We start from the raw sequence: 17,282 nt of genomic DNA on the forward strand, positions 1-17,282 counted from the left end.
CGGCTCCCTCTACAGTGCGATCTTGAGCAGGGCCTTGATCGAGTCGGTGAGCGACTTGAGGAAGGCGTCGGCCGCGGCCTGGAGCGCGACCTTGGAGAGCCCCGCGACGGCCTCGGCTTCGGCGGACAGCAGCAGCCCCTCCTGCATGAGCAGGTAGCGCGCTGTGCCTTCGTCGATGTCGCGCGAGGCGAGGCCTTCGGCAATGTCCACGAAGGCCGCCGCGCGGCCCTTGAGGAAGTTGGTGACGAAGTTCCTGGCCACCGGGGTGGTCGGCTTCGCGGCGTTCAGTGCGCTTTGCAGCGCGGTATGGAGCGCATCTGAGATTTCGGACATGGCTTGTCGTCCTCCTTACTGGGTTTTCTGCTCATCGGCAATGACACGTCGCGCCTCCTCGATTACCAGCGCGGCGCGGCCGAACCGGACGTACCGGTTTCGCATATCCGTCAGGGCCTTGTCCCCAAGGTACCCCGTGTGCAAATGGACCAGCGCGGCGGGCGCGTTCCGCGGCCTTGGATCCGGCTCTTGTGTGCCCGCGGACACCGTCTCGCAAACCGTGGCCGCATATTTCACCTGCTCGGCCTCGAAAGCTGCATCCGCAGGACCGGGCAATTTGCGTCCTTCGAGCATGGCGAGCCGCTGTTGGGCGAGGCGCATGCCTTCCTCGGGTGTGGCCTTGTCCGCCGACGGGTCGGCGGACTTCCTCAACTCGGCTTTCAGGTCGTTCAAGGTTTGCTCGGCCTCGTTCCTGCGAACGGCCCACAACTGGTGCGACAGCCGGTGGTACTGCCAGGACTGCAGGTAGAGAGAAGCCACCGTGGCGCTTTCGGCATTGGCCGGGCGGATTTCCTCGGCCATGCGGTGGACGCGCAGCTGAACTTCGATGTCGCCATAGGTCGCCTTGAAGGGCTCGCTGGCCACGAGGCGAGGGCGGCAGACCAGTGGGCTGCTCAGGAGGCGGTCGAACTGCGTCAGTACTTGGGCGTTGATAGCGGTCACCCGGTCCATGGCCTTGGCCTCGTAGGACGCGGACAACTGGTTGGCGCAGGCGGTGAGCCCGATAGCCAGGAGCAGCAGGGAACATGCGCGCGCCGTTCGTGCGGCTGGGCTGACACAGCGTTGCATCGCTTCCTCCCATCCTCATTGGAATTGCCCATTATGTGGAACATCCCGGTGCATGTCATCTGGCTTTTGACCAGGGAATGCACCTGCTTTCCCAATGCGTCCCTGGAATTTCCCAGTGGACCAGTTTTCGCGGCCCGATTACTTAGCAGGCTTGGGTTGTCGCGGAGCAATCAGGGGAGCGTTCAACATGATTTCATTCAGGTTGTATTTCTGCCCGACCCGCATGGTGGGGCCATGGCCGATCGTCTCGGTGTGCCCCGCTTGGCGGGAAAGCACAGGAGGCACCAGTAGCGGATCGCTTTTTCTATAGACCCTTACCGGGTGGCCGCGCCGGAGATTGGCGAACACGACCGCATCGAATGGAAACTGCGCCTTGCTTAGAAGATGGCTCGTGCAGTGCCACAGGTGCTTTCTGAAGAAGGCCGTATCGGTGGTCACCACGTCGCTGAAGCACAGCAGGATGATCTCGCGGTAGGTGCCGGATTCGAAGTAACCCTGGTACTTGTCTTTCTTCCGGATCACCCCGTCGTAGATATAAGAATCCGTGATTTCGATCTCGGCCTTCTTGGTCGGCTTGTCGCTGTCGACGTCGTTTTCCAACGCGGCCATCGTTTGGGCAATAACCATGTCCCGGCCGTACTTCTCATCGTTCAGGTAGGCGAGGTCTCGCCCCTTGTCCACGGTCGTGATTTCGATCCCCACCCTGAATGGCCCGACCTTGCAGCCAAAGCGCTTGTGTGGCTTGTGAACCGTGATGGCGGCATCGGGCCTGTCTGTTTGGGCTGGATCGACGGTGAATTTGCCGTACAGCAATTCAAGCAACGGCTCTGCCAATTTGAGGACGAGCTCTTCTAGTTCTCTTTTCTTCATTTCCCGTCAGCTAGCGCCGCCTCCTTCGTCCGTTTCGGGACACGGTCCTTGCAACTATGGTTAATTGCTCTTTGTAAGTGACCCGCGACTCACATGCTGGTGACGTTGACTTCTTGACGAAGATAGCAGTTTGGGTAGATTCTTCGGCATATCCCTCCGCAAGGGATCGCGCTTTTGCGTCAGGCACAACATTTAGGAGAGAAGATTTCTATGAAACCCGTGGTGTACCCGTCTGACTGGCTCTTTCGCGACAATCCTCCCACGATCAACCACGCACATCGCCGTGTCCTTGCCGAAGGCGATTCATGGTATTCAATCGGCACGTTGAACTTAGCTGCTGCCTCGAACATCCCGTTCAAGCTTGAGGTCCAAAAGGTCACCATCATCATTAATTGCGCGTATCCGGGTGACACCTTGGATCATATGGTGGACTGGGCAAGCGATCCATACTTCGACAAGTTATTGTGCAAGCCGAAATTTCAGATGCCATGGGATGGGATCCTCCTCTCCGCAGGAGGTAACGATATGATCGATGCAGCCCGCGTGCAACCAGTGAACAAAGACGGTACGCCTGTACCTGCTAACCGGCGTCTATTCCTGACGACTAACGAAATTACAGCGCTGGGCGCCACCGGCGCAGGGCGCTTCATCAGCGATAGCGGCTGGAATGCGTTCGCCGACTATCTCCATGAAAATTTCAAGACTCTCGTGCAGCGACGCGATAGTGGAATAAATGCCGGTAAGCCGATTCTGCTACATACCTATGCAGCGCCGGTAGTGCGCCCATCAGGCACTGTCTTCAACAGCGGAGGCTGGCTCTATCCATCACTCCTGAAGTACGGCATCGTTGGTCAGGACGCTCAGGACGTGAGCAAGATCCTTTTCAACAGGCTGCGCCAGCTGCTTTTGGATCTGGACTGCAAACACCCGACGGGTTTGTCTAATGTTCACGTATTTGATTCCGCTGGCATCGACTCCTTGATACCCGCTGCGCCCGATGACAAGGGATCATCGGGCGATTGGGTTAATGAAATCCACCTGACCCCGGCTGGCTACGCAAAAGTAGGCGCGGCGATGGGTCCTTGGCTCGAGAGCATCATCCCTTGAATGGGGCGTCACTACCGGAAGCAGATGCCGCGTTCACGTTCAGGGAATTCGCCCCAAGGGCAATAGGCTATTCGTCTCCGAGGATCTCTTTTCCACCACCGTTTTTCACCGCATGCTCAGCAGCCCCTGGTGAAATAGCCCCGCACACAGACTTTCGGACAGTTTCAGAAATATTCGTGTTCTGGTTGCATGGCCACTCGCCTTTCAAACAAGCCTTTGCCTTATCAGCCACCCAGCGATGCACTGGGTCGTTCAGTGATTCCGGCTTGACTATCGTGCTGTGATTTCGTTCGAACCCACGGATAGTCTGCTGCGACACAAATGACTCATTACCGCCCCATGGCAAGGCACTCGCCTTTGGAACCACCATCACGCCAAGCAATGGTTTTTTTTCGTAAGCGTACAAAAAAACATTCCGCGTACATCCCACGGCGCTGTGCTTTGTAATCCAGTCACCCTCGCCCATCATCACCAACTGTAGAAAGTCATTCTCGTCCAGCGGAACCAAAGCTCGCAGCAGAGGGCTTGCCAGTACAAGCTGGCCATAGCTGGCAATGGTTGAGCCTTCGCTAGGAGTGGCCAGGAAGAATGCTGTGGGATATCTGTCCAGCTCCAAATGCCCTTGCCGGAGCTTCACTTTAAGAAGGTAGGCCCTCACGATGTTGCCGCCAAGTGAGTGTGCAACGAAGATAATCTGACTGTAGCGTTTGGGCTGCACGACCTCATCAATCTGATCAGACATCGCCTTCACGATATTGGTCACACTCAGGCCATTTTTTGCATCACCGAAGGACTCGTAGTCCACTCGATAGATATCTGCTGCACCCGCCAGAGACTGATTCATGAGCGCGGGCCAGTAGGCCTTGTCGCCTTGCCAGGTCGATTTCGCTCCGAAAATTCCGTGCACGAAGACCAGCGCGGTTTTCGAAGGCTTGGTTGCTTGGTATTCCTGAACGATTCGCACAATTGGAGGGCCGCTTGCATGCGAGAATCGCTGGGGAAGGAGTAACACCGCAAACAAAATCGCTGCTAGATAGACGGGTCGTGTCATCGGTTTTCCTCGAATTTTAGGTCTCAGAGTTGCGCCACCGCCGTAGCCATTCCGCTGCGAAACAAATTGGCCCCGCCGTTGGCAGGATGTCGAATCACAGCATCTACCTCGAACCGCATCTTCGCCAGTAGTTTCTCAGCTGTACGCCCTATCGCAAAGATGCGGGCTGAAGGGAACGCCTCAGTCAAAAGCTTCATCGCTGGGGCACCTAGAGCCACTTCTCGTTCGGTGTACGGTTGGAATGGGTATCGTCCAAATCATGCGGATGCAGTTGCACAGCGTTCCAAGTGACTGTCTGTTCCGCGACGCCCAAGCGGTCGAGCGTCTCCCATACGATCGTCGCAGATTGCTCAGAGAACGGGTTTGGCCGTGTCGTCAGACGTCTGCCAGCTGAAGAAAGGCGCGGAATAACACCTTCAAATACTTGGCGTTCAGAGGTGAACGCTACGCCTGAGTGCCTGGCTCCTGCATACCCAGGTGCTTCCCCGCAAAGAATGACTCTAGGCACACAGTCAAGATGATTTGCAAGGCGACTCAGTTTTGCCGCGGAGTCATTCCAAGGTTGATCCAACAGGCAGGTATCGGCCCACGGATTAAACAGTCCTGGCACCCCAACAGGCAGTGTCGCTGTAAGGCTTGTTGCTAAATCGACCGCCCAGTCAGAAGCACTTGGGACCATAGTCTCTTCTCCACGCAATCAGACCTGTTGACCTTTGAACCGAGCGAGCAAGGACTGGTATTCACGACAAAGTTCATCCATGTTCTTCCAGGCACTCAGTAGTGCTGTTTGTTGTGAGCCCGATAGCGTCGCGAATTCAGCCCCAGCTTGCGTCCAAGAATGCCCGTTCTCTCTAAGCGAAGCAATGAGCGACCCATGACTTTGTGTCAATATGCTCCATGCCTGCATTTCATAACCTGCCCTTTCCCTAGCAACGTACCACGCATCAAGCGCTCGATCCAAATCCTCTTTGGTCACTTTTTTCATGCTCAATCACTCCCTTGTTCAATGATTTTTGTTTCGCAGCGGCCTCGCTCACGGCAGAAGCCGTGAGCGAGGCCGATAGCTTGAGGCCCACGTTGCCAAGCGTGCCAGGAAACCGCGAAATGTGCCACTACCAAAGCGGCGCTGATGCCTCCTGAGAGTTCTTCATCACACAAAAAGAGTTAAATTTCGCGGACGCGAAAATCGGTATGGTCTGCTCGATCAGTTCGCTAAAAATGTCGGCGTCAATTCAAAATTGACCGCCTGGGGGGGCGGACAAAGCATGGTCAAAATCGAAAATCAAGCTTTCTGCATGCCGCACGCCAGTCACCGTGATAGTTCCACTGCCCGTAACGTCAAGTTGGCGAAGCGGGTCGGCTATGAATCGGATGCGAGGACGTGCATCAACTCCCTCAAGGTGGGACACAACGACCAGAAAGAAGTTGGCGCCGCTCGCCGCCCTCTTCACTTCGGAGTCCGTGAGACGAATGCTGTCCGGTTCACCTTGAGCATAGGCCTTCAGTTCGAAGAATTGTTCTAGTTCATCAACAGCATCTGCGCCTACGCCCAGTTGCGCCCGCAAGTCCTGAAGCTGCTCATTGTCATACTGAAGTGCCTTACGGACTAGGGCGAGCGCTAGTGACTCCTTCGTCAACCCTGAGTAAGTCGGCAGCGAGGATCGATCCTGCGGCGAAGAGTTGCCCGGGCGTGGGGCCGGAAGCGGTGCATAAGGCCTCACTGCTTTTGAAGGTGGCTGCGTTCTGCTCGACACAATCCCATGAGGATTGGTAAGCCGTATGTTGTCTGGGTTGACCAGAATGCGAGGCGGCAATGCTGGTGCAGGCGGTCGCTGCGATGGCACCCCCGCTGATGGAGCTGGGGCCTCTGACGAACGGCCTTGCGGGGACTTGGCCGCAGCTCTTCGCCCTGCCGTCTGTGCCTGAAGTCGAAGTGTTCGCTCATGCACGTTCTGTGCGAGCCGCTCCGCCTCAATCTTCTGGGCTTCTTCGGCCGCCACGATTTCCTCTTGGGCGATGCCATGCTCAGCCTTGTCACAAGCGGCCAACCAAGCGTGTGCGATCTTCCGAGGGTCAGCGTCAAACAAGGTTGCGATCGCTCTGCCGCCAGCGTCAACTCGTCTCAGTTCCGAGGTATCCCGAACAAACAGTGTCGCCGAGCTAGACATTGCCTTCGCACGTACTGGGATGGGCTTCTTTTCATCCCACCCCACTACACCCGATAGCAGGATTCGCAGGTCTGAGTCACACCGCACTCCGAACGCTCTTAGTTCGTCCCACGGGAGTGCAAGCGCCGCGGCCAACTTCGGCTCGTTTCGAGACAGGTCGTCATGCAGATGTGCGATAGCTCTTGAGAAAAGTTCACTCGCCTCGTCGTCCTGAACAGCGGCCTCGGCTTCCACCACCTCTGAGTCATTGCTCGATACGACGTGAACGCCCATCGGCGCGAGGCATTCTTTGAGGATCGAGATCTCGCATCCTGGGTCCCATACGGCCACATGATCCGCAAGTGACGCTGCGATCGCAGGATCGTCGATTGCATACACCGGCCGTTCCCTGGTCCATCCGAGCGATGTCCATAGCGGAGCTTTACGCATCCGAGTGCCAACCGTCGCCTCGACGCCGGCTGCGGACAGCAGCCTCGACAGCAACCGCAGCGTTTCGATGACCACGGCGCGCTCTTCGCCTTCCAAAGTCTTCCGGCGTTGGGCTACGTCCTGCATGACAGTAATGCAATCTTCGATCGTGGCGATGCGAACCTGTAGCGCGCGCCAGAGGTTTTCGCTCCCGACAACGGCCGGCACGTAGTCTCTGTAGTTGCCGAAAGAAGGAGGTCCGATGAGGACTTCACTCGGTCGTCGCCACCCGCGCCGATTAAGTATCAAGCCGGGGGCTTGGCCGAACTCCCTTTGCAGGACCCTGGTCGTCATATCCGACGCAGCGCGCCCGCCGGGGAACCGAGCGGCGAGTGCGTGATACACGACGGCCGTCTCGGTCTCCAACTCGGCGCTGGCGGGGTCCATGCTGCCCGACCTCAGACTCTGCAGATGGCGAATTAGTTCGCCAGTGGACGCCTCTCCCTGGACTCCCAGCGCCTCCAGAACCTGCTGGCGGCCGGCCGAGTGAAAGTCCATTCGGAGATAGTCGGTGCCGTTGCTGCCGTAGATCGCTACAGCAGCAGGCGTCCTTAGGCGCAATTCAAAGGGCTTCCGCTTTCGGCCATTGACATCTTCTAGCCATTCGACTTCTGAAGCGGCCCAAAGCCAGTATGCGCGGCATGGGCCCCGGGAGAACCAGCCGTAATTCGTAGACGCCGCCGTTACTTCGGCCATGTCGCTCAGGCGATCCCAGGCACGGGCGAGGGTCGCCAGCAGTGCGCGGGCTCTTTCCCTGCGGGGCGTGAGTCGCTTTTCCGATGAGATGTCCATCACGACACGTTGTAGGTCAGGGCTCTCCCAGTCCTCCAGCGTGTACTCTGCGTCAATCGCGCGCATGGCATGCGTTCGTGCGAGTGGCCCGTGCCCAATGTGGAGGCCCTTGCGTCGATCACTGGAGTAGCGCTCGTAGAGCGCGGCATGCCGTTTAAGTCGTGGGGCAAGCTCCACGCCTAACAGTCGAAGGAAGCGTTGGGCCCCCAAGCCGGTCCGACCTAGGCTCGACTTCAGCGCATTCGCGTACTTTCCGCTCACCCAGTACAGGCCTGGTGTTCGTGCTGCGGCCACCGCGAAACTGTCGCTTTCACGGTCAATCGCGCGGGGAAGGTACGTCTGCGCAGGACTGCAGACCGTGGCGATCTCTCGTTTGTGGGTATCGAACGTGTAAGCGATTAGTTGGATCGCACGCCCAACGGCCTGCCCAAGGGCCTGTTGCTCGTCTGAAGGCACTGCCTCAAACGCATTACGCAGACTTGCCAGTTGAGACTCAGTCAAAGGTTTCGCGATGTGCCTCCCGCACCTCCCGGCCTGGGCAATTCGCTTGAGCAGCGCAAGCGCGTCATCATCTTCGATGAGCGCATTCTGGGAACGCAGCCAAGCATGGACTGACTGCGCTTCTGCTGAGTCACCTAGATAGGCGGAGTGGATGTGAAGGCCCACGCCTAGTTCCTCGGCTAGGCTGCCTGAGTTCGAGACAAGCATTTCGGCGACATTGGCCTGCGGTGGCGCGACGATGCCGCCGTCTGCTAGCGCGATAGAGCGATGTGCGTACAGCAGATCACCAAGCGACTCATCGATGGCTACCGCCGCCAACGTGACCCGTCTGGAAACGACGAATGAGGGCTCGTCCAGCAGAGCCAGTGCGCTTGACGTAGTGACCGGTGCGGGCAGCGAGTCATTGCGTTTTCGCCATTTTTCGAGCACGAGCCACCAAGCCCTACCTGCATCTCGCGATGAACGGGGAAGCGCGTGATCGCAGCCAGCCAGGCGTGCGATCTCTTCTTCGCGCAGTACGTTCTCCAGCTGCACTTCTTCAACTGCTAGCTTCGCGACCGCAACCGGCTTGCCGTTGATCCTTAAGTGAGCCATATTGGCGAGGGATTCGGAGGCCAGCGAGAAGATTTGATGCTCGAGGTCTATGATGATGGAAGCCCCAAGAGGATCTTCGGGCGCTTCGATCGGAATGAGCGGCCAAGCAAGCTCCGCAGACGTTGCAAGCAGGTCGATGATCGAAGAAAGCCAGAGCTGCCCGATGTGTGGCACGAGCCAGTGATTCCAAGCACTGGGTGCCAATCCTTGCCGATTGCTCAAGGTATCGAACTGCGCGGCGATCCGAGCAGGTATGTGTGTGCGAGCTACGGGCAGACCGGCATGAACCCAATGATCCTTCTCCTGGCTAAGAGGTAGCGCCACTGCAATGGATGTTTGTTCCCCCTTCGCTTTGCCGTGTCGACGTACGTGAGCTGGGGAGGCGAAGTTCGCGGTGTGAACTCGAAAGGAGTTGCCGCCCGGGTCCTGTGCCCGGCGCACAACTACTTGGACCTGCTCACCCGAGATGAACCGTTCCTGGGTTGCCTCTGCCGTCCAGTTCAGGCACAAAGTGCACACTGAATAGCCGTTCTCGTCGTGTAGAGACACGTTAGTCACTGATCGCAGGAACAGAAGTCCCGCGTGTCCCCAACCGGACATCCACTCTTTCACGTCGCTGAGGCTGAGCATCCCCTTCTCCACGGGGATCTGGAGGATGGTCCACCCTTCATCCGCAAGCCATCTGGGCGCCTGGATCGCGTTGATTGCCGACAACTGAGACCCAGCGAGTTGCACGTGATACGGAGGGCAATGGACCTGCAGCGTTGACGAGAGGGCACGAAGCGTCATCAGGCCAATACCGTGGCGACCTGTGGCCGTAGCATCTTCGGACTTTGTTGTAATCCACGGCATCGCAATGCCAAAGACATGTTCAAGCTGGAGGGGCTCCCCATCGTGAGCAATCCATAGCCCATCTGCTAGCAGCGCAACGCGAACTTGACGCGCCTGCGCATCGTCTGCGTTTTGAATAATTTCCGATAGACCTTGCAGCCGGTCTGAAGACAGTATGGAGGCACTGTTCCGCCCGTTTTCCAGTGAGTCTCTAATGGCACCAGGCAGTGACGACAGTCGCCGGGCCAGTTGCGTAACTGCTTCAGCTGCCGCTTCAGTTCCTCGCGGTCGAAAAGTTATTCGCGGACCCGCCTTCGGGCCCTGCTCCATTAGAAGCTCTGCGGCCTGCGCGCCTGACTGCTCCTCACCTGTATGCACTATGAATCTCCCACTGATGTCGGCAGACGCGTCCGCGAAGGTCCCGAGTTCAGATCGTCGATGTTTGCTTCAGCCCCTTACGGCAGGAACCAAGTGACAGGAGCGCCCTAGCTGAGAGCAGACAGCGGCTACGACTCGACCGAGTAACTTGTCTATTCAGGTTTACGCTCTGAGCGCGATCCAATCCGTCATTTGCTGCTCCAGGGTGACTGTATGCGCTTTCCGGAAGTTGCCAATCACCGCCGATTACTCATGACCGATAGTACCCGTCCGATAAAAAATGTCGGATGACTGCAACCTCTGCGAAACAGCTCCTGGCTACGTCAAAGCGACACGCTAATGCGGCCCAGCTCCAGCCGATCAAGATGTCGGTTCTGGTGGTTACGTAGAAAGGGACTGCCTGCTCACATGAGGTGTCAATACGGCGTCCATTTCAGAAAACCTCTGAGCACGCTGCAATTTAGCAAGCTTCAGTCTTGATCCGTGAGTGTCTTCGCGGCGTTTTGCAAGCCGCTCAGGATGCTGTCGGCCATCCGCTCGGGGAAGCCTGCTGGTAACTTTGTCCTTATCGATTCCACCACCCCAGGCGTTCGTGCGATCAGCTCGTCCAGGATGAACTGCACCTGCCGACCGTTCTCGGTCACGATTCCGTGGCGGGCGCCTAGGGCGAGCCAGTGCCGCCGCAGGATGTCCCGCATCTTCCAGTGTGCGTTCTTCGAGCGCACCGCCATGGCCATCCTGGCCTTGAACGGTGAAATCTTCCCCGGTCCCTCGCCAAGCACTGGATAGGCCGACAGGACGTCGTACAGTGGCGTGAGCTGGTAGCGCCCGCCCGGCCGCAAGAACAGGCTGAAGTTCTTGGCGTGGCCGTCCGTGGCGCAGAGCATCCAGAACAGCGCCTGCGCCTGGAAGAAGGTGCGGCGGTCCTGCTCCCGCGCCATCGAGCCCTCCAGCACATCCAGGATGCGGTCCATGCCCGGGCCGCCATCGGCTTCGTACTTCGCTTCTGGAGGGGTGCCGGTGGCTTGGCACATGTCCTCCTGTGGGAGGCGAACGAGGCGGCGGTCGCCTGCAGGGCTGTCCCACCATGCGCGGTCGAAGCGTTCGACCGCCAGTGCCTTCATGTCCTCGAACTGCACGGGTTCACACGCTGTCACGGGCAGGCCGAATTCACGCAGGACCAGCGAGCACAGCCATTCGTTTTCGACCGAGTCGCGCATGTCGATCTTCATGCCGCCGATCAGCCCCAGGGGCAACTTGAGGATGTGCGTGGTGGGCGTGCTTCCGCGGGGCAGATGCCACTGCCCGTTGTGATGCAGCAGCGCGGTCTTTTCCTGGGCGCCCGCAATGGAGATCCGGAAATCGTCGTCACTGCCCGCCAGTCCCAGGGTGTTCGGGGTCGTGGCGCCACGCAAAACCTCGGCGACCTGCGCGTCGCTCAGGGGATCTGCTTGCAAGGGAGCCATTCCTGCCGAGGCCTGGCCATCGGGCAGGATTTCCAGCGCACCCACGCAGTCTCGGCCGATCTCGGCCAGCAGGTCGAAGGCGTCGGTGGAACCTGTGCGGTAGCGGCGAGCGACCCGTTCACGGATGTCCTTGCTGTCGGGTAGCAGGTTCTCGAAATAGGCGCGAACCTTGTTGCCACGATGGGGGGCGTTTCCTGGGGTGAAGGGCAGTGACAAGGACAGTGCACGTCCTTGCTGTGATTGGGCCCAGGCGAGGTCGTACTGCAACATGTCCGGCACGTTCGGTGCCAGGGTCCAGGTGCCGACGAAAGCGCCGTTCATCCAGAGGCCCAGAGCGCGCTTGTGTGAGCGGCGTCCCATGGTTCACCAGCTTGGCTGATCGGTGTCAGTCTGACCCGGTGTAGGGTGTAGTGGTACGGGCTTGTCGAGCACCATTTCCACGCCTAGGATGCCCAACAGCTTCAATAGTCGGGCCGCGCCGATGTTTTCGGCGTTACGCTCCAATGCTGAATAGGTTTGCTGGGTCACACCCAGGCGCAACGCCACGTCGCTTTGCGTCAGGCCGGTCTCTTTGCGGAAGCCCTGTAGCAGGGAGGGCAACTGATCGGCCGTGCGCACCGTAAATCCAGGCATACAAACCTCAGGCTGTATTGTGAATTTACGCATTATAAGCAGTAAAAACTCTTTACAGCTTCCGATATGTAGACTTGAAATCCATGCACAAGGATTGCCCGTGGACGCCAAAGCACGGCGTCTCGCGCTGCATTCCGCTTTAAGCATCCGACGGTCAATCACGTCTGGGCCGCAGGTTGCCCGAGTCCGACAAGACATGGCGGACGCGAGCGCCTGACGATGTGCGCTGTACTTCGCATGCGGCCAGTGGGCGAAACCCCGATGGATCGCTGATCCAAGCTTCAAGGGCTTCTCGTCGCCAGCCTGTCGCTCGTCCGCCAAGGGATACCTGCGGAGGGAACTCACCGGCGGCGATGCGCCGGTAGATGCTGGACCGGCTCAGGGCCGTGATGCGGACGACATCGGTCAGGCGATAGAAGGCCGGTTCGGATTCGGATAATGCGGTTGTTGTGTCTTGGACATGCGGCATGGGGCACCTGGTGAGCGTTCCTGATACCGAAAGATTGCCCGGTCTCGCGGCAATGGCGCACCTGTTGCAGCGTTGTTGGGCGCAGCAGGGCGTGCCTGGCTGATCTGGTGTCACTGTCACGGCGCTAGGCGTCCCCGTGTGACGCCACTGCCTGCGGCCTGCTCTCGCGCCTATTGCCGAGTCGCTGCCATCCGGACTTATTCCCTTGGCGGCTTCGCCGTCTCTGAACTCCTCGCCTGCGCGATTTCTTGCCCGTGAGGAAGGGAAGTGCTTCGACTGGCCGAGTGCTGCTCCCTTCACGCTCCTGCTGAGCGCCGAACGAGGGCTTCTATGGAGCCGAGTGCTTTTCGAGCGCGGCAACAGCCCACCATCTACGCGCGAGGCATGTCGGCTTCAGCCGCACCCTCGGTCTTGGGTCGCAGGCTCACCGACCAGTGGCCGCCTTGCTCTTGTTGTGGTGCCAGTAGGTCATAGGTCTTCACCATATTCAGCAGCCCTGAATGGCCATAGGTCTCAGGCGAGAACGCCGGGTCCATGCGCTTGAGGTACTGGCCCAGGCTGCCCAGTCCCACCTTGCCCTCGGCTGTGTCGCTGACGAGCAGCGATACAGCTTCGACGAGAAATCGTGGCCGACGCTTCACTGTCGGCTTAGGTGGTTCCTGCTTAGGTGGGTCGGCCTTCGCCGGATCCGCCTTGGCAGCAACTTTTGGCGCAACCTCGATGACTGCATCCGCCGGAGGCTCGGGACGCACCCATTCAAAAAACTGGTCGCTGGCGTTGCGTAGCGCGTCGGGTGTCTTAGGTTCGCCGACGATGCACACGGTGGCACCGCGCTCGCGTAGCTTGCGGCACAGGTACGCGAAATCGGAATCGCTGGTGACCAGGCAGAAGGTGTCGGCGCGGTGGTCGAAGAGCGCTTCCAGCGCATCCAGGGCCAGGGCTATGTCGGCAGTGTTTTTTCCGGCGGCGTACTGGTACTGCAGGCAAGGGGTGAAAGCCAGGCGCACCAGGGCCTCCTGCCATTTGTTGCCCAGCGTGCCTTGGTTGCCGTAGCCGCGGCGCAGCACCACGCGGCCAAACTGGGCCACCATGCGCAGCGCGTGATCCAGGATGTCGGGTGGGACGTTGTCGCAGTCGACAAGGACGGCAACGCGTGTTTCGCTGGTCGGTGGAGTTGCACTCATCCGGTGTTCCGTGTTGAATTGGAGTAGGCCCGAAGGTAGCCGATTCCGGGCGTCCCCGGCCATCTGAAAATGGCCGGCCGCGCTGTCGTGCTTGCGCATCGAGCCACCTTTGGCGTCTCGCCCCCTCTGGGCTTCCATCGTTCCCTCACTTTGTTCGGCTGACGCCTTCGGCCCGGCCCGTTGAGCCAGGCCTGCGCGCTGCGCTTGCCTCCAGGGGGTCGTCTGGTCAGCCCATCCCCGCCGCACTGCGCTTGGCGCCCCTGTGATACCGCCGACCCGGCCGTGCCGGATCGGCCCCTACGCACCTGCGGTGCTGCGCGCTCTCGCTTGCGTGGGGTCTGCGTGCATTGCGGGCCCGTGCCTGTTCAGCCGTCTTTCCTTCCCTCATCACCTTCTTCGCGACCGTAGCCCGCGCCGGGTTGCCGTCAAGGCGCGCCAGGCCGTGTCCTCGCCTTCGGCTGCGGGCCGCACCACTCCTGGCGCTTCTTCCTTGACGGCAACCCGGCGCGCGCTCCTTTGGCCGCGGGCGATGAACTCAGGAAAGACGGTGGCAACGAGGCCAACCGGGTTCCTCGTGCCGACCCCACCGGAAGCCCTAAGAGGGCTCTGAATCTAGGAATCCGGTGAGGCTTTTCTTCAACAGCCAACTTCGTCAGGAGAAATCACCATGCAACTCGCATCCCGTTTCGCACCGCAATCCCCGGTGCTGCGTTCCGAACAGCCCTTGTTGGACGACCAGATCCGGGCCGTGGCCCCGTCCATCTTCGCGCAGGCCCCGCACGGCAGCCGATCCGAACGCTACAGCTACATTCCCACAGCCACCGTGCTGCAGGAACTGAGAGGGGAGGGCTTTCAGCCCTTCATGGTCTGCCAGACCCGTGTGCGCCAGGAGGGGCGGCGCGACTTCACCAAGCACATGCTGCGGCTGCGCCATGCCAGCCAGATTAATGGCCGCGAGGCCAATGAAATCATCCTGCTCAACTCCCATGACGGCACCAGCAGCTACCAAATGCTGGCAGGGATGTTCCGCTTCGTGTGCCACAACGGGCTGGTCTGCGGCGACACCGTGGCCGATGTACGAGTGCCTCATAAGGGCGATGTGGCAGGGCAGGTCATCGAGGGGGCCTATGCCGTGCTGCAGGGCTTCGGGCAGGCCCAGGAATCCCGCGAATCCATGCAGGCGATCACGCTGGACACAGGGGAATCGGAAGTGTTCGCCCACGCGGCCCTGTCTCTCAAGTACGACGACCCGGTCAAGCCCGCACCCATCACGGAATCGCAAATCCTGATGCCCCGCCGCACGGACGACGACCGGCGCGACCTGTGGAGCGTGTTCAACCGCACCCAGGAAAACCTCATCAAGGGGGGCCTGCGCGCGCGCACCGCCAATGGCCGCAGGCAGCAGACACGGCCTGTGCAGGGCATTGACCAGAACCTGCGCCTGAATCGCGCCCTGTGGCTGCTGGCCGATGGCATGCGCCAGCTCAAGGCCTGAGCCCAGCGGAGGGGCGCGGCCCGTCCTTCCATTTCTTCTCATTCGCTGTTTTACGTCTTTGCGTTTTTCCAACTTTCCGATTGGAGCCACACCATGAACAACACGACCTTTTCTGAAACCACCGCCATTGCTGCTGCCGTTGCCATTGCCACCGGGGTTGACACCTCTCAGCGCCTGCTGCTGATCCCGTTGTCCAAGCTGCGGCCTTCCAACCGCAACGTGCGCAAGAGCGGCGGCACCTCGATCCCCGAACTCGCAGCCAGCATTGCCCGCGTGGGCCTACTGCAAAACCTCACCGTAGTGGCAGCGCCCGATGGCGAGCACTACGAAGTGGTGGCCGGGCGCCGTCGTCTGGCCGCGCTCAAGCTGCTGGTCAAACGCCGCAAGCTGGCGAAGGACCATGAAGTGCACTGCCTGCTGGTACAAGACGATGCTGCCCGCACCGTGAGCCTCACCGAAAACGTGCAGCGCGAGGCCATGTCGCCTATTGAAGAGCTGTTCGCCTGGAAAGACCTTGTGGCCGAGGGGCGCCCCCTGGAGGACATTGCAGCCGATTTCGGTGTGACACCCCTGTTGGTGCAGCGGCGCCTCAAGCTCGCCAACGTCTCGCCGCGCCTGCTGGCGGACTTCGGGAATCAGGCCGTGACACTGGAGCAGTTGATGGCGCTAGCCATCACCGACGACCATGCGGCGCAGGAGGCCGCGTTCTATGAGTCCCCGCAGTGGCAGCGCAGCCCGGAGGCGCTGCGCGACCATCTGACGAGCGAGGAAGTCGACGCCAGCCGCGACGCGGTGGCACGCTTTGTTGGGGTGGAGATGTACGAGCATGCAGGCGGTGGCGTGCGCCGCGACCTATTTGCAGACGAGCAGAACGGGGTGTTTCTGACTGACAGTGCGTTGGTGGATGCATTGGCGCGCGACAAGCTCTCACCGATTGTCGAACAGGTGCGGGCCGAAGGCTGGGCCTGGGTGGACGCTGCGCCGCGTGCCACGTCTTCCGACCTGTACCAGTTCCAGAGGGCGCGTAGCAGCCGCCGGGAACCGAACAAGACCGAGGCTAAACACATCGAAAAGCTCGAAAAACAGCAGGCAAAGCTCCAGGCGCAACTGGACGACGAGAACGAGGGCATGACCGACGAGCAGGCCCAAACCCTGCAGGACGAGATGGACGCCCTCGGCAACGAACTGGACGCCATCGAACAGAAGCTGGTCGAGTACCCGCCCGTCGTGGTGGCACTGGCCGGGGCTGTAGTGACGGTCGATCACATGGGTGGAGTGGTGGTGCATCGCGGGCTGCTGCGCGAGGATCAGGCCAAGGCATTGCGGGAGCAAGCGCGGCAGGAGGAGGGCGGGGCGGGCGGAAACCCGGATGCCGACAGCGACGAACCGGCCAAGCCCGGTATCTCGGAGAAGCTGGCGAAGCGTCTGAGCGCACACCGCACCGCCGCCCTGCAGGCCGAGGTGGCGCGGCATCCGCATGTCGCACTGGTGGCCCTGGTGCACCGCCTTGCGCTGCGCGTGATCGTGGACAGCTACGGCACGGGTGGATCGTCTGTCGGGATCAGTGCCACGCCGCAGGATGGACTCGGACTGCATGCTCCGGATATGGACGAAGCGCCCGCTGCGGTGGGCATGCGCAAGGTGCGGCAGGCATGGGCGGATCGATTGCCACAAGACCCTAATGCATTGTTCGCCGAACTTCTGGCCTTCCCGCAACAGGAACTGCTGTCGCTGTTGGCGGTGTGCGTGGCCTCCACAGTCAGCGTGCTGGCTTCGCAGGAGGAAGAAGTGCCCGCCGCCGCGCTCGCGCAGGCGGTGAACCTCGACATGCACGACTGGTGGACACCGACTGCTGCGGGCTACTTCGAGCATGTTTCCAAAGCCAAGACGCTGGAGGCGGTGCAGGTGTTTGCGCCGGATCAGCTGAACCGGTTGACCAAGCTCAAGAAGGCGGAGATTGCGAGCGAGGCCGAGCGGCTGGCGGCGGGGACGGGGTGGCTGCCAGTGATGTTCCGGACGCAGGAAACAGCCGCTGCAACGCAGGCCAATCAGGAGAGTGATGGCGGTGCTGAAGCGGAAGTCCAGGAGGACGAGCACGCCACCGCGTAAGCATGAAGCCCCGGCCTTTGGGTCGGGGCTTTTTTTGATTCGGC

Annotated in this window: 13 protein-coding genes and 1 pseudogene; 3 read left to right on the top strand and 11 right to left on the bottom strand. The window is 60.2% G+C overall.

The genetic code is table 11. The features are described 5' to 3' along the window. Positions 1–9 precede the first annotated feature (9 nt). The 3 genes from EXV95_RS18685 to EXV95_RS18695 all read right to left on the bottom strand — a co-directional run bounded on the left by EXV95_RS18685 (position 10) and on the right by EXV95_RS18695 (position 1,992). Entirely contained in the window at positions 10–333 is a 324-nt protein-coding gene (locus EXV95_RS18685; protein WP_176887985.1) for a hypothetical protein, read from the bottom strand. 15 nt (positions 334–348) lie between these two features. Beyond that, positions 349–1,122, bottom strand: a complete 774-nt coding sequence (locus tag EXV95_RS18690; RefSeq protein ID WP_176887986.1) for a hypothetical protein — start codon at positions 1,120–1,122, stop codon at positions 349–351. Positions 1,123–1,260: 138 nt separating this feature from the next. Next, entirely contained in the window at positions 1,261–1,992 is a 732-nt protein-coding gene (locus tag EXV95_RS18695) for a hypothetical protein (protein WP_176887987.1), read from the bottom strand. A gap of 210 nt (positions 1,993–2,202) precedes the next feature. Here EXV95_RS18695 and EXV95_RS18700 point away from each other — a divergent pair, with 210 nt between their 5' ends. Continuing rightward, on the top strand, positions 2,203–3,099 hold the full coding sequence (locus EXV95_RS18700) for a hypothetical protein (RefSeq protein ID WP_176887988.1): 897 nt from the start codon (positions 2,203–2,205) through the stop codon (positions 3,097–3,099). Positions 3,100–3,166: 67 nt separating this feature from the next. Here the strand turns inward: EXV95_RS18700 and EXV95_RS18705 are convergent, their stop codons facing one another. From EXV95_RS18705 to EXV95_RS18735, 8 genes and pseudogenes are all read right to left on the bottom strand, one after another. Further along, positions 3,167–4,150, bottom strand: coding sequence for a triacylglycerol lipase (locus tag EXV95_RS18705; RefSeq protein ID WP_176887989.1), 984 nt, complete (start codon positions 4,148–4,150; stop codon positions 3,167–3,169). 697 nt (positions 4,151–4,847) lie between these two features. After that, complete coding sequence (locus EXV95_RS18710; protein WP_176887990.1) at positions 4,848–5,135, bottom strand: hypothetical protein; 288 nt, start codon at positions 5,133–5,135, stop codon at positions 4,848–4,850. Between the two features lie 247 nt (positions 5,136–5,382). After that, positions 5,383–9,462, bottom strand: a complete 4,080-nt coding sequence (locus EXV95_RS18715) for a hypothetical protein (protein WP_176887991.1) — start codon at positions 9,460–9,462, stop codon at positions 5,383–5,385. 21 nt (positions 9,463–9,483) lie between these two features. Next, positions 9,484–9,834 (bottom strand): annotated as a pseudogene (locus tag EXV95_RS25185) (sacsin N-terminal ATP-binding-like domain-containing protein); the annotation flags it as partial. Between the two features lie 518 nt (positions 9,835–10,352). Further along, complete coding sequence (locus EXV95_RS18720; RefSeq protein ID WP_176887992.1) at positions 10,353–11,708, bottom strand: type II toxin-antitoxin system HipA family toxin; 1,356 nt, start codon at positions 11,706–11,708, stop codon at positions 10,353–10,355. A gap of 3 nt (positions 11,709–11,711) precedes the next feature. After that, positions 11,712–11,981 carry a helix-turn-helix domain-containing protein gene (locus EXV95_RS18725; RefSeq protein WP_176887993.1) on the bottom strand — a complete coding sequence of 90 codons (270 nt, stop codon included), beginning with the start codon at positions 11,979–11,981 and terminating at the stop codon, positions 11,712–11,714. Positions 11,982–12,135: 154 nt separating this feature from the next. After that, a complete protein-coding gene (locus tag EXV95_RS18730) occupies positions 12,136–12,450 on the bottom strand; it encodes an AlpA family transcriptional regulator (RefSeq protein ID WP_176887994.1) in 315 nt (104 codons plus the stop codon). A gap of 371 nt (positions 12,451–12,821) precedes the next feature. Next, positions 12,822–13,634 (bottom strand): NYN domain-containing protein, encoded by an 813-nt coding sequence (locus tag EXV95_RS18735; protein WP_176889102.1) that lies wholly within the window; start codon positions 13,632–13,634, stop codon positions 12,822–12,824. A gap of 667 nt (positions 13,635–14,301) precedes the next feature. On the opposite strand from EXV95_RS18735, the gene EXV95_RS18740 reads away from it, so the two are divergent. Together EXV95_RS18740 and EXV95_RS18745 are read left to right on the top strand one after the other, a co-directional pair. Further along, on the top strand, positions 14,302–15,129 hold the full coding sequence (locus EXV95_RS18740) for a DUF932 domain-containing protein (protein ID WP_176887995.1): 828 nt from the start codon (positions 14,302–14,304) through the stop codon (positions 15,127–15,129). A 93-nt stretch (positions 15,130–15,222) separates the two neighbouring features. Continuing rightward, on the top strand, positions 15,223–17,238 hold the full coding sequence (locus EXV95_RS18745; protein WP_176887996.1) for a ParB/RepB/Spo0J family partition protein: 2,016 nt from the start codon (positions 15,223–15,225) through the stop codon (positions 17,236–17,238). Positions 17,239–17,282: the final 44 nt, after the last annotated feature.

This window comes from Acidovorax sp. JMULE5 (assembly GCF_013376875.1).
In the GTDB taxonomy this organism is placed as follows: Bacteria; Pseudomonadota; Gammaproteobacteria; order Burkholderiales; family Burkholderiaceae_C; genus Acidovorax; species Acidovorax facilis.

Bases quoted from the DNA above. Each gene is read 5' to 3' on its own strand.
- EXV95_RS18685 (WP_176887985.1), bottom strand. From the start codon at position 333: ATGTCCGAAATCTCAGATGCGCTCCATACCGCGCTGCAAAGCGCACTG.
- EXV95_RS18690 (WP_176887986.1), bottom strand. From the start codon at position 1,122: ATGCAACGCTGTGTCAGCCCAGCCGCACGAACGGCGCGCGCATGTTCC.
- EXV95_RS18695 (WP_176887987.1), bottom strand. From the start codon at position 1,992: ATGAAGAAAAGAGAACTAGAAGAGCTCGTCCTCAAATTGGCAGAGCCG.
- EXV95_RS18700 (WP_176887988.1), top strand. From the start codon at position 2,203: ATGAAACCCGTGGTGTACCCGTCTGACTGGCTCTTTCGCGACAATCCT.
- EXV95_RS18705 (WP_176887989.1), bottom strand. From the start codon at position 4,150: ATGACACGACCCGTCTATCTAGCAGCGATTTTGTTTGCGGTGTTACTC.
- EXV95_RS18710 (WP_176887990.1), bottom strand. From the start codon at position 5,135: ATGAAAAAAGTGACCAAAGAGGATTTGGATCGAGCGCTTGATGCGTGG.
- EXV95_RS18715 (WP_176887991.1), bottom strand. From the start codon at position 9,462: ATGACGCTTCGTGCCCTCTCGTCAACGCTGCAGGTCCATTGCCCTCCG.
- EXV95_RS18720 (WP_176887992.1), bottom strand. From the start codon at position 11,708: ATGGGACGCCGCTCACACAAGCGCGCTCTGGGCCTCTGGATGAACGGC.
- EXV95_RS18725 (WP_176887993.1), bottom strand. From the start codon at position 11,981: ATGCCTGGATTTACGGTGCGCACGGCCGATCAGTTGCCCTCCCTGCTA.
- EXV95_RS18730 (WP_176887994.1), bottom strand. From the start codon at position 12,450: ATGCCGCATGTCCAAGACACAACAACCGCATTATCCGAATCCGAACCG.
- EXV95_RS18735 (WP_176889102.1), bottom strand. From the start codon at position 13,634: ATGAGTGCAACTCCACCGACCAGCGAAACACGCGTTGCCGTCCTTGTC.
- EXV95_RS18740 (WP_176887995.1), top strand. From the start codon at position 14,302: ATGCAACTCGCATCCCGTTTCGCACCGCAATCCCCGGTGCTGCGTTCC.
- EXV95_RS18745 (WP_176887996.1), top strand. From the start codon at position 15,223: ATGAACAACACGACCTTTTCTGAAACCACCGCCATTGCTGCTGCCGTT.